The sequence below is a fragment of the Enterococcus sp. BSD2780061688st2 D3 genome, from assembly GCF_005844145.1.
Classification (GTDB): domain Bacteria; phylum Bacillota; class Bacilli; order Lactobacillales; family Enterococcaceae; genus Enterococcus_B; species Enterococcus_B durans.
Genome location: NZ_SPHN01000015.1, coordinates 1 through 14,857, shown reverse-complemented (window position 1 = coordinate 14,857; position 14,857 = coordinate 1). Strand labels below are relative to the sequence as shown.

The following is a 14,857-nucleotide window of genomic DNA, read 5'->3' as shown; positions in this document are numbered from 1 at the left end:
TTCTTCCTTTCTTTATTTGTTTATGTGTTTTTTTATTCTATGTAAAAAAGCCGTTAGATCAACCTCAACTGACTAACGGCTCCATATTGTTTAAGGAAGGATATTTCCTGCTGCACGATAAAGTTCATACCAATCTTCGCGCGTTAATTGGATTTCTGACGCTTTCGCAATTTCTTCGATCCTTCCAGGATTCATCGTCCCAGCAATTACTTGCATATTTGCAGGATGGCGCAAGATCCACGCCGCTGCTAAACCGGTCGGAGTCGTTCCGTATTTTTCAGCTAAGTTATCCAATGCTTGATTCAACTCAGGGAATTTTTCATTTCCAATAAATACTCCTTCAAAAAATCCGTATTGGTAAGGAGACCACGCCTGGATAGTCATATCATTCAAGCGTGAGTAATCTAATACACTACCGTCATGGTCAACGCTTCCATCATCAGTCATATTGACATGGATTCCTTGATCGATCATTCCAGAATGCTTTAAGCCAAATTGCAATTGATTGGCTAGTAATGGCTGTTTCACATACTTCTTAAGCAAGTCGATTTGCATCGGTTTTTGATTGCTGACACCAAAATGGCGAACTTTCCCTGATTTTTCTAACTCATCAAACGCTTCAGCCACTTCGCTAGGATCGACTAAAGTATCTGGACGATGGAGTAAAAGCGCATCTACATAGTCCATTTTCAGACGTTGAAGGCTTCCTTCTACTGATTCAATGATATGTTTTTTTGAAAAATCGAACATAACACCAGGAACTATCCCGCACTTTGTCTGTATAAATAAGTCTTCTCGTTTAAGTGACGTTTTTGCCAAAGCATCGGCGAAAATCGATTCACATTCTCCGCCTCCGTAAATATCGGCGTGATCAAAAAAATTGATTCCATTATCGTAAGCTGTTTCAATCACCTTTACTGGATCCTTTGCTCCGTTGATTCGCATACAACCAAGAATAACAGAGGAAACCATCTGACTTGATGCACCCAATTGAATCTGTTTCATCTCAAAACTTCCTTTCTTTTCGGGATAATTTTACCACAACTTTAATGAAAAGGCTTTAAAAATAGACACCGTATTTTTCTATTCTCCAGAAAAATACGGTGTCTTGTCCTATTCTCAACTTTTCGATGTTACGCGTAGCCCTTTTGCTCCAATATCTGTCCGATAGAATGTCTGATTCGTATCTTTTGCCGCAAGCGCTGTGTAGATGTTTGTTCTTGCCTCAGTCAAGGTTTTACCAAAACTCTCCACCAAATAGATTCGCCCACCTGATCCAACTAAATTACCCTCTTCTTTCCTTACGCCTGCATAATAGACGGTCACATCCTCAGTTGAAAAATCAGGGAGCGGCATCCCTTTTAAGTAGTCACCCGGGTACCCTTCAGCTGCAACAACTACACCCACGTTATACCCCTCATTCTCCCATACAAGTTCACTTGGTGCCTGCCCTTTAAGCAATTCATCAATTACTTGGACAAAGTCACTTTTCAAACGGGATAAGACGACTTGCGTTTCAGGGTCTCCAAATCTTGCATTGAATTCAATCACTTTGGGCCCCGTTGGTGTTGCAATCAACCCAGCATACAAAATACCAACGAACGGACGTCCCAGTTCTACCATTCCATCAGCAGCTGGCTGAAGGATTTTCTGAATCGCTTCTTCCACTAACTCGTCGGCGATTTGTGGCACTGGCGTATATGCCCCCATTCCGCCTGTATTTGGACCTCGATCCTCGTCGTATGCCCGTTTGTGGTCTTGTGAGATCGGCATCGGATATATCTCATTCCCATTGACGAATGCCAGTAAAGAAAATTCCTCTCCCGATAAAAATTCTTCAACAACGATCAATTTTCCGCTGTCTCCAAAGCGATGATCTTCTAACATTTCTTTCGCAGCTTGAACTGCTTCTTCCACTGTCAAAGCAACTACGACACCTTTACCAGCAGCTAGTCCATCCGCTTTGATAACGATAGGTGCCCCTTGTTCTTCGATATATTGTTTTGCAGCTGCAAAAGTCGTAAAGTTCTCTGATTCAGCTGTAGGGATGCCAAATTTCCCCATCAGTTCTTTTGCAAAACTTTTCGACCCTTCGATTATCGCCGCAGATTGAGTTGGACCAAAAATTTTTAGCCCAGCGGCTTGGAAGTCATCGACGATCCCATTCAACAATGGTTGTTCTGGGCCAACGAACGTCCAAGTAATCTGATTTTTTTTGGCAAATTCAATCAAGTTTTGATGATCCAGTTCATGGATATCTACTTGTTCGATGCCATCGATGGTCATCCCTGGATTACCAGGTGCACAATAGACCTTGTTAACTTTCGGACTCTGTTTTATTTTCTTTCCTATCGCATGCTCTCTGCCACCAGCACCTATGATCAATATATTCATCTGCTACTCCTTTGTATTAGTGTCTGAAATGACGTACACCAGTAAATACCATTGCCACACCATATTTATTTGCCATATCGATGGATGCTTGGTCTTTGATACTTCCCCCTGGCTGGATGATCGCTTTGATTCCGTGTTTTGCGGCATATTCGACAGAGTCATCCATTGGAAAATAAGCATCACTTGCTAACACCGCATCCTTGGTCTTAGCTCCTGCTTGTTCAATAGCGATCTTAACAGAACCCACACGATTCATTTGTCCCGCACCGATTCCTACTGTTTGATGTTCATTTGCCAAAACAATCGCATTTGACTTCACATGTTTCACCGCTCGCCATGCAAAAGCCATAGCAGCTAGTTCCTTTTCAGTAGGTTTTCGATCAGTCACTACTTGCCAATCTTGTTTCTCTTCCATCGCAACATCTTCGTCTTGGACTAATAATCCACCTAAAACAGAAACCGTTTCTTCCGTATACGTGGACTCTTTCACAGTAAAATCAACAGTCAGCAACCGAATATTTTTCTTCGTCTTCAATACTTCTAAACTCTCTGGTGTAAACGATGGTGCAATGATGATTTCTAGAAAAAGCTTATGCATCGCTTCAGCTGTAGGCAGATCTACTTCTCGGTTGAGAACGATGATTCCGCCAAAAATCGATACAGGGTCTGCTTCATAAGCAGCATTCCAAGCAGCAAAAATCGTTGAAGCAGAACCAATCCCACAAGGGTTCATATGTTTCAACGCAACAACAGTCGGTTCTTGATACTCTCGCATGATCCGTAGCGCCGCATCCGCATCACGAATATTATTGAAGGACAATTCTTTTCCATGAAGTTGTTGTGCTTGAGCAATCGAATAACTTTCCGCCAATGCCGTTTCATAAAACGCTGCCTTTTGATGACTGTTTTCTCCATAGCGAAGATCCTGTTTTCGATCAAAGGTAAGCGTCAATTTTTCTGGTTCGCGTTCAGCTACTTGACCAGTTAGATACTGTGCGATCAAAGCATCATATGCAGCAGTATGGCGAAATACCTTTGCAGCTAATTTTTTTCTCGTTGCAAGGGACGTTCCCCCTTGTTCCTTCAATTCCGAAAGAACCACAGGATAGTCTGCAGGATCAACGACTGCTGTCACAAACTGATGGTTTTTAGCTGCGCTACGCAACATACTTGGTCCACCAATATCGATATTTTCAATTGCTTCTTCTTCCGTTACACCGGATTTCATGATCGTTTCTTTAAATGGATATAAATTGACACAGACAAAATCAATTGGCGTGATCTGCGAAGCTGCCATGGCCTCCATATGACTAGCTAGATCTCGACGACCCAACAATCCCCCATGAATCTTTGGATGAAGAGTTTTGACACGACCATCCATCATCTCAGGAAAATCCGTTACTTCTTCAATTGAAATCGTGGGAATACCTGCTTCATCAAGCACTTTCTTCGTCCCACCAGTAGAGATGATCTCAATGCCATTTTCTATTAGCCCTTCAGCAAACGCAATAACGCCTTTTTTATCTGACACACTTATTAATGCTCTTGTCATTTTATATGAGCCTCCATCGTCTTCATTTCTTTTACAACTTGTTCTATCACTTTTGGGTAGATTCGATGTTCTACTTGATGGATCCGTCTTTCTAACTCTTCCAGTGTATCCCCTTTTTTGATCTCTACACTTTCTTGACAAATGATCGGACCAGTATCAACACCTTTATCAATGTAATGGATCGTCACTCCTGTTTTCTTTACTCCTGCTTCAAACGCATCACGAATACCATGTAATCCTGGAAAATCAGGTAATAAAGAAGGATGGATATTGATGATCCGTGATTCATATTGATCTAGTAAAGTAGAACCGATGATCCGCATATATCCTGCTAGAACAATCAAATCTACTTCTTTGTCCAACAAATATTCCAATATTTTTTCTTCGTATGCTTTTTTCGACTGAAATTCTTTTGGAGAAAATATACTTGTCGAAATATCCAGTTTACTCGCACGTTCTAAAACGTATGCATTCGGTTGATCACAAAAAAGCCACACAAATTGATCTGTTAACCCTTTTTCACGGAAATACTCAACCAACGCTTGAAAATTACTGCCATTTCCCGAAGCAAATACGGCGATTCTCATCTTCTTGCCTCAACAAATTCCACTTTTTCTGTTTCTAACGGCACGACTTCTCCAATACGATAAACAGTTTCCCCTTGTTTTTGTATTTTCTCCATGATTTCATCAGCTTCGGTGGCTTCTACTGCTAATACCATCCCGATCCCCATATTAAAGATTTCATACATTTCTTTCGTTGGTATTTCTCCGTATTTTTCCAAACAATCGAAGATCGGCAATGTCGGCCAAGAACCTAGTTGGATGCGAGCCGCTGTTTCTTCAGGCAGCATGCGGGGGATATTTTCAACAAACCCACCACCAGTGATATGAGCTGCACCTTTGATTTTTTGCTCTTTCATAATAGGTAATAGTGAAGAAACATAGATTTTTGTAGGTTTTAGCAACTCTGTACTAAGCGGTTCTGATAATCCGCTGATCGTATCAGATAATGAAAAAGCGTGTTTCTCAAAGAAGATTTTGCGCACCAATGAATAGCCATTAGAATGAATACCACTAGAGGGCAAGCCAAGAAGGACATCCCCAGCTTTGATTGCTTTTCCTGTGATCAATTGCGCTTTTTCAGCGATACCTACCGCAAAACCAGCAAGATCATACTCGTCTTCCGTGTACATCCCCGGCATTTCCGCTGTTTCGCCGCCGATCAGAGCCATATTGGCCTCAACACAGCCAGTAGCTACTCCCGCTACGACTTTTTCTAACTTTTCTGGAGAATTCTTTCCTGTTGCCAAATAATCCAGAAAATAGAGTGGTTCAGCACCTTGCGCAAGAATATCATTCACACACATCGCTACACAATCAATTCCGATCGTATCGTGTATCCCAGATTCGATCGCTAAGAGTAATTTCGTTCCCACACCGTCTGTACCAGAAACTAGGACCGGTTCCTTCAAATGGCTGAATGAGCCAAGCTCGAAACACCCGCCAAAACCGCCAAGAGCCCCCATTACACCAAGTCGTTCTGTCCTTTTGACATGCTTTTTGATCCTTTCGACTACTTCATAACCTGCTTCGACATTCACACCCGCATTCGCATAAGCATTTCCCATCTCGTTCGTGTCCTCCTTAATAATCAAAAAAACGATACTTTTTCTTTTAATGATTCCTGGTACTTTTCTTCGTAATCGTAGAGTGGAGTAGGATAATCTCCATTGAAATAAGCCATACACAAACCAGAATATGGAGCATCCTCCGCTAGACCGATTGCTTGGATCAATCCTTCTTCACTTAAAAATTCAAGTGAGTCAGCTTCAATACATTGTCTGATTTCTTCTACACTATGATTCGCTGCAATCAGCTCTTTTCTTGTTTGGATATCGATGCCATAAAAACATGGATATTTCAATGGTGGTGAAGCAATCCGGACATGGACTTCTTTCGCCCCTGCTTCTTTCAGCAAACGAACGATCCGCCGACTCGTCGTTCCTCGAACGATCGAATCATCGACCATCACGATCCTCTTTCCTTCGACCACACCGCGAACTGCTGAGAGTTTCATCCGGACACCTTGTTCTCTCAATTCAGGGGTTGGTTGGATGAATGTGCGTGCAATATATTGGTTTTTGACTAAACCAATTTCATAAGGAATACCACTTGCTTCAGCATAGCCGCTAGCAGCAGACAAAGATGAATTAGGAACACCAACTACCATGTCAGCATCGACTAACGCTTCTTTTGCTAAATTCCGTCCCATATTCTTACGCGCTGTATGGACATTGACCCCTGCAATATTGGAATCGGGGCGCGCAAAATAGATATATTCCATTGAACAGATGGCTAGTTGCGTATCTTTTGTATACGTTTCGATACGATAACCTGAATCATCGATGATCACGATTTCTCCTGGACGAACGTCACGCACAAACTTGGCACCCACTACCTCCAGAGCACAAGTTTCCGAAGCAATCACATACGCACCATTTTTCATTTGTCCAATCGCAAGCGGACGAAAACCGTTAGGATCAAGAGCCGCAATCATGGCGTCTTCTGTCAGTAAAAGATAAGCAAAACCACCCTTCACCTCATTCAACGCATGTTTTAGTTTGCCAAGAAACGTCTGCTCACCACTTCGGCGTATCAAATGCATCAGTATTTCAGTATCAGAATTAGAATGAAAGATCGCTCCATCTTTTTCTAATTCTGTTCGTAGTGAGCGTGCATTCGTTAAGTTACCATTGTGCGCTAGACCAACTGACTGATCATAAAATTTAAATAGGAAAGGCTGGATATTATCGACACTTCCATTTCCCGCCGTTGCGTAACGGACATGTCCGATCGCAGCCTCACCCGATAACGCCTTTAATTTTCTTTGATCTTTGAACACTTCCGAAAGCAATCCGAGATCTCGATGACCTAACAGTTTCCCTTGATCATTCGATACGATCCCGGCTCCTTCTTGCCCACGATGTTGCAAACTATGAAGACCAAAGTAAGTGATACTCGCAGCGTCTGAATGCCCCCATACGCCAAATACCCCGCACTCTTCATTTAAACTCTTTACTTCATAAGGCATTCGATCGCTTCCTTCCAGTTTCTGTAGGCAACTTGAGTAGCCACATCGATTTTCCCATCAGAAGCTTGGATGGTGATTCTTTTTTCCGTGGTTACCTGCCCGATCAATGTCGCTTTTTCGCCTACGATTGTTTCAAAAGCTGCTTTATTCTCTGGCGAAGTCGTCAAAACGAATCTTGACTGTGTTTCAGAGAATAGTTGCGCTGTTGTCATTGTCGTCCGTACGTCTAAGCCGAATCCTTTAGGAAAAGCTGCTTCTGCCAAGGCAACCGCTACCCCGCCTTCTGCGCAATCATGCGCACTTGCGACTACTCCAGCCTTAATCGCTGCTAACACTATTTGTTGGTTCTCTTTTTCAATCGTCAAATCAAAGTGTTCGATATCTCCTTGGATTTTTCCTAATTGTAATTTTTGGAGTTCACTGCCATTGAAGTCCTCGTAAGTTTCACCAAGCAGATAGATAAGATCCCCCGCTTCTTTGAATTCTTGTGTCGTGATATTCTGTTGTTTTTCAATCAAGCCGACCATTCCGATCATCGGCGTTGGATAGATTGCTTGACCATCTGTTTCGTTATAGAGAGAAACATTTCCAGAAATAACGGGCGTTCCTAATACTTTGCACGCTTCAGAGATACCTTCAGCAGATGTTTTTAATTCCCAGAATACTTCTGGTTTATCTGGAGAGCCATAATTCAAACAATCTGTGATTGCTAGTGGTTGCCCACCGCTTGCAACGATATTCCTTGCTGCTTCTGCTACAGCGATCTGCCCACCGATTTCAGGATTCAGATAGATATAGCGAGCATTACAGTCAGTAGTCATCGCCAATGCCTTTTCTGTGCCACGAATCCGTAAAACTGCTGCATCACTTCCCGGTCTGACCACTGTATTCGTTTGTACTTGTGAATCATACGTTTCATAAATCGAATGTTTCGAAGCAATCGTTGGCTGACGTAATAGATCAAGTAATACTTCGTTAGGATCAGTGATCACTGGCTGATATTGACCCAATTCTTTGAATTCTTTGATCCGAGCAGGTTCTTTTGCTTCCTTCTCATAGACTGGTGCATCTTCTGCCAACGCATCAACTGGTAAATTCGCTACTTCTTCCCCATGATGGTATAGACGATAAAGTCCATCATCTGTCACTTTACCGATCGTCACAGCATCTAGATCATATTTTTTGAATAACTCTTTCACTTGTGCTTCTGCGCCTTTTTTGACGCAAATCAACATCCGTTCCTGTGATTCAGAAAGCATCATTTCATAAGGTGTCATATGGCTTTCCCGTTGTGGGACATCATCTAAACTCAGCACCAAACCCGAACCAGCTTTAGACGCCATCTCAGAACTTGAAGAGACCAAGCCAGCAGCCCCCATGTCCTGGATTCCCACTAGGATATCGGCATGATCTAAAACAAGTTCTAAACAAGCCTCTAATAAAAGTTTTTCCATAAATGGATCGCCTACCTGAATAGCTGAACGTTGTTGTTCTTCTTCTTGACTGAACTCTTCAGAAGCAAATGTCGCACCGTGGATACCATCGCGACCGGTTTTTGCACCAACATACATGATTGAATTCCCGACTCCCGAAGCTTGTCCCTTTTGGATATTTTGATGATCGATCAAGCCTACACACATTGCGTTAACTAATGGATTCCCTTCATAACATGGATCAAAAGCAATCTCACCACCAACAGTTGGGATACCGATACAATTTCCATAACCGCTGATACCAGCTACAACTTCATCTAATAAATATTTCGTACGTGAATTATCTAGCTCACCAAAACGCAATGAATCTAGAATGGCGATTGGTCGTGCGCCCATACTGAAAATATCTCTGATGATTCCTCCAACTCCTGTAGCTGCACCTTCATAAGGTTCAACTGCTGAAGGATGGTTATGGCTTTCCGCTTTGAAAACAACTGCTTGACCATCACCGATATCAACGATTCCAGCCCCTTCACCAGGACCTTGTAAGACTTGCGGACCGCTTGTTGGGAATTTACGTAAGATGGGCTTCGAGTTTTTATAAGAACAATGTTCGCTCCACATCACAGAGAACAAACCTGTTTCTGTATAGTTAGGCATTCTTCCTAGAATATCTTCTTCGATCATGCGATATTCTTCATCAGTCAATCCCCACTGTGAATAGATTTTTTTCTCTTTGATTTCTAAAGCACTTGGTTCACTTAATGTTTTCATTTCAAACAGTCACCTTTCCAAAGTTCTTGATCATTGAAGCAAAAAATCGTTTTCCATCTTCTGAACCCAACAATTCTTCCATCGCTCTTTCTGGATGAGGCATCATCCCTAGTACATTCCCCTTTTTATTCGTGATCCCTGCGATATTTGCTACACTGCCATTAATATTTTCAGTAGCGTAAGTAAAGGCAATTTGATTGTTTTCTTTCAATTCCTGTAAGGTCTCTTCATCACAAAAATAATTTCCTTCCCCATGTGCTACAGGTAACTGAATGACTTCATCGGCCTCATATTTCGAAGTAAAAGGTGTCTGGTTATTCACTTTTAACGGCACTGACTTACAGATAAAGCGTAAAGAATCATTTCTTCTCAAGACACCTGGAAGCAGGCCTGCTTCCGTCAATATTTGGAAACCGTTACAGGTACCAAAAACTGGTTTTCCTTCATCGGCAAAACGAATCACTTCTTCCATGATCGATGAAAAACGGGCAATCGCTCCACAACGCAAGTAATCGCCATAGGAGAATCCACCAGGAAGCAAAACACCATCAAAACCTGCTAATGAAGTTTCATCATAACGAACGTAATCGGCTTCGACACCCATGATTTCACGTATTGCCCATAACATATCTGCATCACAATTTGATCCAGGAAAGACGACCACAGCAAATCTCATATTAGATTTCCTCCAATTGTTCGATTTCATAACGATACGTTTCCATATTGACATTCGCCAACAATTTGTCACAGATTGCTTCGATCGTTTCTTCAACTGCCTGTTTCTCTGCAGAGACTTGGATCTCGAAGTATTTGCCGATTCGAATCTCTTCTACAGTGTCATACCCTAAACGATGAACGGCATTCTTGACCGCTTCTCCTTGAGGATCTAAAACAGAATCTTTATAGGTGACATAGACTTTTACAAAATACATGTGCTTTTCTCCTTTTACCCATTGTTTTTTTATTGATTGATTTTTTCTAAGCGATTCAATACTTCTTGATATACAGGAACGATCTCACCGATTTTTCGGCGGTAAACATCTTTGTCCATGTGGGCTTCCGTTTCTAGATCCCAAAGGCGACACGTGTCAGGAGAAATCTCATCTCCTAAAAGAATAGTTCCATCACTGGTTTTGCCAAATTCCAATTTAAAGTCGATCAGTTGTAAGCCGATCTGTTTGAACAATGGTACTAAAGCATCATTCACTCGTTTTGCTTGTTCCTTTAATTCAGCAATTTCCGACATCGTTGCTACCTTCAAAAACAAAACATGTTCATCATTGATAAATGGATCATCTAGTTGATCATTTTTGTAATAAAATTCAACGATGGGCTGAGGTAACGTTTGTCCTTCTGGTATCGCCAAACGTTTAGAAAAGCTCCCTGCAGCGACATTACGCACGACTACTTCTAAAGGAATGATATTTAATTTTTTTACTAATTGTTCGTGTTTTGATAGTTGTTTAATAAAATGATTCTCAATACCTTGCTCGTTTAGATAATTGAATATCTTACTTGTGATTTGATTGTTCAGTTCTGCTTTACCAACGATCTCATCTTTCATTGCACCGTTAAGCGCAGTAGCTTGATCGAGATACTCGATCCAAATCACTTCTTCATCACTAGTACGATACATTTTCTTGGCTTTTCCTTCATAGAGCAAATCTCTTTTATCCACAGTTCCATCTCCTTAGTTACTTTACGTTCATCAGTAAACCGCTTCTTTTTGTTCGTGTTTTCACTTTTGATTTTAACAAGGCTTGTCAGATCAATCAATAAAAATATGTACATTTTCACCATTAAAATTATCTAATGTTCGTGTTTTTATCTTTTAAAGCTGATGGAAAATCTTGACAAGCGTTTACACAGATAAAAAATGGTGCTATAGTAGAATTAAATAAACTTGGATACTTTGTTCAAGGAGGTAATTGAATGGAAGAGTCAACCTATGCCAAACGTTTTTTATCTGAATTATCACCAGAAGAGAAAGCCCGTCTGTATAATGACTTGCTCTCAATCAAAGATGTCTATTTATGTAACAAAGATACGAGCTTTTATACCTTCCGTAAAATCCGCCGTGCGGCTAAACGACGAACGGAATGCCGTAAAAGAACGTTTCAGTTCCAAACAAACACGAAGCATCATTTGGTCATCTGCCAAATTCATGAACAAAGACTTTTTAAAAACCATTATCGAATTCAAGTAACCTACGATCAACAAGAATTCACTTATACTTTTATTGAAGAATTATTACAGCTACTTCATACACAACATTTTGCTTATGGAGATCACGCTGTTTACGCGTAGTTTTTGAACCTTACAGTTATAAATACAAAAGAAGGGTACGACAATCCGTTTGTCGTACCCTTTTTGGTTATTCTGATAGTTCACAATCGATCTAGTGATCGTTGCAATGCAGTAACTTTTTTATATTCAACTATTCGTTGTTTATTCTAATCCTACCCGTTTAAAAATCACATCCACATTTTTCAAATGATGACGATAATCAAACGCGTCATCGATATCTTCTTTCGATAAAACCGAAGTAATGGCTGGATCTTCTTCTAATAACGGACGGAATTGTACTTGGTTGTCCCAAGCATATGCCGTTTTTGGTTGCACCAAGTCATAAGCTTCTTCCCTTGTCATACCCTTGTCGATCAATTTGAGCATGACACGTTGGCTATAGATCAAGCCAAACGTAGCAGACATATTTCGTTTCATATTTTCAGGGAAAACCGTTAGATTTTTAACAATATTCCCAAAACGATTCAACATATAATCCAATAAGATCGTCGTATCAGGTAAAATGATGCGTTCTGCTGAAGAATGTGAGATATCTCTTTCATGCCACAATGATACATTTTCATACGCCGTGACCATATGACCGCGGATCACTCTCGCCAACCCAGCCATATTCTCTGATCCAATCGGGTTTCGCTTATGAGGCATTGCCGAGGACCCCTTTTGACCTTTAGCGAAAAACTCTTCTACTTCTCGTGTCTCAGATTTTTGCAATCCTCGTATCTCCGTCGCAAAACGCTCGATACTCGTTGCAATCAAGGACATTGTTGCAAAATATTCTGCATGTAGATCCCGTGGTAAAACCTGTGTAGACACTTCTTGTGGGCGAATACCCAACTTGTCACAAACATATTCTTCGATAAAAGGCGGGATGTTGGCAAACGTACCCACTGCACCAGAGATTTTGCCAGCTTCCACTCCTTTGGCAGCATGTTCAAAACGTTCGATATTTCTCTTCATTTCAGAATACCAAGTAGCCAATTTCAAACCAAAAGTCGTTGGTTCAGCATGTACCCCATGCGTTCTCCCCATCATGACTGTCAACTTATGTTCTTTTGCCTTTTCGCCAATAATTGCTGTAAAACGTTTCAAATCTTCTCTTAAAATATCATTTGCTTGTTTGATCTGATAGCCATAAGCTGTATCGACAACATCTGTACTTGTCAATCCGTAATGGACCCACTTGCTCTCTTCACCTAACGTTTCCGAAACTGCACGTGTGAAGGCCACAACATCATGACGTGTCGATTTTTCGATTTCTAAAATCCGGTCAATATCGAATGAAGCATGTTCTCTGATTTTTTGTACATCTTCTTTAGGGATTTCTCCTAATTCGGCCCAAGCTTCATCAGCTAAGATCTCCACTTCAAGCCATGCTTGATATTTATTTTGTTCTGTCCAGATATTGCCCATTTCAGGTCGTGTATAACGTTCTAGCATCAATTATTCTCCTTTAATCCCAAATATTGGTTTTCTTTATTTCATCCAATGTTTGTTGGATATCTTCAGTCAAAATGGTGATATGTCCCATTTTACGTCCTTTTTTCGCTTGTGATTTACCATAAAAATGAAATTGCCAGTCAGGCTTCTTGTCGATGAGATGATAACTTTCAAGCAATTGTTCTCCTAATACGTTTACCATGACTGCATCGCTGAGCAAACGAACTTTGTCACTCAACGGCCAACCACAAATTCCACGGATATGGGCATCAAACTGACTCATCGAACAAGCTTCGATGGAGTAATGTCCTGAATTGTGCGGACGTGGTGCTAGTTCATTCACGTATAATCCACCTGATTTCGTCAAAAACAACTCGACACCTAGAACGCCCGACAAGCTCACTGCTTCGGCAATTACTCGAGCGATCCGCTCTGCTTCTTCGATTACTTCACTAGAAACATGAGCTGGTGCAATCGTTTCGTGTAAAATATTGTTACGATGGATATTTTCAACTACTGGAAATGTACTATATTCGCCTTGACCATTCCCTGCTACCATGATCGAGATTTCTTTTTCAAAAGGGATCCATGCTTCCAATACGCAAGTCCCTTCTCTTAACAGATCCATCGCTGGAGCAAGATCTGTGCGACTTCTCAATACATATTGTCCTTTTCCATCGTATCCTCCTCGCGTTGTTTTCAATACACAAGGATACCCGATCCCGTCAATTGCATCTTGGATATCCGTTGGGCTAACGATTGTCGCATAAGGAGCGATGACGATGTTGTTTGTTTCCAAAAAGGACTTTTCTAACAGCCGGTCCTGTGTGATAGCCAATAGATCCGTTCCTTGGGGGATAAATGACATTGGTAAAATCGCATTAAGTGCTTCGACACTGACATTCTCAAATTCATAAGTGATAACATCTGTTCTTCTAGCAAGTTCTTCTAGTGCAAACGTGTCATCGTAGGTTCCTTGAATCGTCCAATTTGCCACTTGTGCAGCTGGACAATCAATTACAGGATCAAGAACACCTACTTTAAAGCCCATTTCTTTCGCGCTGAACGCCATCATGCGGCCAAGCTGACCGCCACCGACGATCCCGATCGTTGATCCAGGCAACAAAGGTTTAACCAAGTTGATCACTACTTTCTATAACAGTTTCTGCTAACATTGAGCGTCGTTGCGCTAATTTAGCCTCCAACTTTAAATCATACATTGAAAGCATCTCTATCGCAAGTAGTCCAGCGTTAATTGCCCCTGCTTTTCCGATTGCCGTCGTTGCAACCGGCACTCCTCCAGGCATCTGAACAATGGATAGTAGCGAATCCAATCCATTCAATGTTCGTGTTTGTACCGGCACACCAATAACTGGTAGTGTCGTTTGAGAAGCCACCATCCCCGGTAGATGAGCAGCACCACCTGCCCCGGCAATGATCACTTTGATTCCTCTCTCACGTGCTTCTTTCGCATATTGAAACATCAAATCAGGTGTCCGATGTGCAGACACCACCTTTTTTTCGTAAGGAATCTCGAATTCATCCAAAATGTCACAAGCATTTTTCATCGTCTCCCAATCGGAGGTACTTCCCATAATCACAGAAACCGTTGCACTCATGTCTTTCTCCTCTCTCTCTTTTACATCCATATTTTAGCAATGAGTTTTTTTGTTGTCAAAGAATTTTCGAATATTATCTAAATAATTTGTAAAATCGTTCGTGTTTTATCTAGAGCAAAAATATAGAGCGTGGGACAAAACTAAAAATCAGTTTTGCCACAGACTCTAACTCCGAATAAACGGTGGGAGCAGAAGCAACTCCTTCGGAAATAAGCGAAATTCACAAAAATTTGAAAAGCAATTTTCGT

General features: G+C 41.3%; 14 protein-coding genes. 1 reads left to right on the top strand and 13 read right to left on the bottom strand.

The annotated features are described in order from the left end of the window. Positions 1 to 90: 90 nt before the first annotated feature. The 10 genes from FGQ66_RS11550 to purC all read right to left on the bottom strand — a co-directional run bounded on the left by FGQ66_RS11550 (position 91) and on the right by purC (position 10,924). Positions 91 to 1,005, bottom strand: coding sequence for an aldo/keto reductase (locus FGQ66_RS11550; protein ID WP_081133444.1), 915 nt, complete (start codon positions 1,003 to 1,005; stop codon positions 91 to 93). 114 nt (positions 1,006 to 1,119) lie between these two features. Further along, on the bottom strand, positions 1,120 to 2,394 hold the full coding sequence (gene purD, locus FGQ66_RS11545; RefSeq protein WP_138302471.1) for a phosphoribosylamine--glycine ligase: 1,275 nt from the start codon (positions 2,392 to 2,394) through the stop codon (positions 1,120 to 1,122). A gap of 16 nt (positions 2,395 to 2,410) precedes the next feature. After that, a complete protein-coding gene (gene purH, locus FGQ66_RS11540) occupies positions 2,411 to 3,946 on the bottom strand; it encodes a bifunctional phosphoribosylaminoimidazolecarboxamide formyltransferase/IMP cyclohydrolase (protein ID WP_138302470.1) in 1,536 nt (511 codons plus the stop codon). Further along, on the bottom strand, positions 3,943 to 4,533 hold the full coding sequence (purN, locus tag FGQ66_RS11535) for a phosphoribosylglycinamide formyltransferase (RefSeq protein ID WP_138302469.1): 591 nt from the start codon (positions 4,531 to 4,533) through the stop codon (positions 3,943 to 3,945). Before purN ends, purH begins: the two co-directional genes overlap by 4 nt. Beyond that, positions 4,530 to 5,576, bottom strand: a complete 1,047-nt coding sequence (purM, locus tag FGQ66_RS11530) for a phosphoribosylformylglycinamidine cyclo-ligase (protein WP_138302468.1) — start codon at positions 5,574 to 5,576, stop codon at positions 4,530 to 4,532. The genes purN and purM overlap by 4 nt, the downstream gene beginning before the upstream one ends. Before the next feature lie 23 nt (positions 5,577 to 5,599). Then, positions 5,600 to 7,039, bottom strand: coding sequence for an amidophosphoribosyltransferase (gene purF, locus FGQ66_RS11525; protein ID WP_081133439.1), 1,440 nt, complete (start codon positions 7,037 to 7,039; stop codon positions 5,600 to 5,602). Beyond that, positions 7,024 to 9,246, bottom strand: coding sequence for a phosphoribosylformylglycinamidine synthase subunit PurL (purL, locus tag FGQ66_RS11520; protein ID WP_138302467.1), 2,223 nt, complete (start codon positions 9,244 to 9,246; stop codon positions 7,024 to 7,026). The genes purF and purL overlap by 16 nt, the downstream gene beginning before the upstream one ends. Position 9,247: 1 nt before the next feature. Further along, positions 9,248 to 9,922: a phosphoribosylformylglycinamidine synthase subunit PurQ gene (gene purQ, locus FGQ66_RS11515; RefSeq protein WP_138302466.1), complete on the bottom strand. Its 675-nt coding sequence runs from the start codon at positions 9,920 to 9,922 to the stop codon at positions 9,248 to 9,250. Between the two features lies 1 nt (position 9,923). Next, positions 9,924 to 10,178: a phosphoribosylformylglycinamidine synthase subunit PurS gene (gene purS, locus FGQ66_RS11510; RefSeq protein WP_005876462.1), complete on the bottom strand. Its 255-nt coding sequence runs from the start codon at positions 10,176 to 10,178 to the stop codon at positions 9,924 to 9,926. A gap of 29 nt (positions 10,179 to 10,207) precedes the next feature. After that, a complete protein-coding gene (gene purC / locus FGQ66_RS11505; RefSeq protein ID WP_138302465.1) occupies positions 10,208 to 10,924 on the bottom strand; it encodes a phosphoribosylaminoimidazolesuccinocarboxamide synthase in 717 nt (238 codons plus the stop codon). Positions 10,925 to 11,178: 254 nt separating this feature from the next. On the opposite strand from purC, the gene FGQ66_RS11500 reads away from it, so the two are divergent. Then, on the top strand, positions 11,179 to 11,553 hold the full coding sequence (locus FGQ66_RS11500; protein WP_005876458.1) for a hypothetical protein: 375 nt from the start codon (positions 11,179 to 11,181) through the stop codon (positions 11,551 to 11,553). A 141-nt stretch (positions 11,554 to 11,694) separates the two neighbouring features. Here FGQ66_RS11500 and purB read toward each other — a convergent pair whose 3' ends face one another. Genes purB through purE form a run of 3 tightly spaced genes read right to left on the bottom strand, consistent with a single transcriptional unit; the run spans position 11,695 to position 14,609 of the window. Continuing rightward, on the bottom strand, positions 11,695 to 12,990 hold the full coding sequence (purB, locus tag FGQ66_RS11495) for an adenylosuccinate lyase (RefSeq protein WP_005876456.1): 1,296 nt from the start codon (positions 12,988 to 12,990) through the stop codon (positions 11,695 to 11,697). 13 nt (positions 12,991 to 13,003) lie between these two features. Next, the gene (gene purK, locus FGQ66_RS11490) at positions 13,004 to 14,128 is read right to left on the bottom strand and encodes a 5-(carboxyamino)imidazole ribonucleotide synthase (protein WP_138302464.1); all 1,125 of its coding nucleotides are present in this window, start codon (positions 14,126 to 14,128) and stop codon (positions 13,004 to 13,006) included. After that, positions 14,121 to 14,609: a 5-(carboxyamino)imidazole ribonucleotide mutase gene (purE, locus tag FGQ66_RS11485; protein WP_005876453.1), complete on the bottom strand. Its 489-nt coding sequence runs from the start codon at positions 14,607 to 14,609 to the stop codon at positions 14,121 to 14,123. Before purE ends, purK begins: the two co-directional genes overlap by 8 nt. Positions 14,610 to 14,857 lie beyond the last annotated feature (248 nt).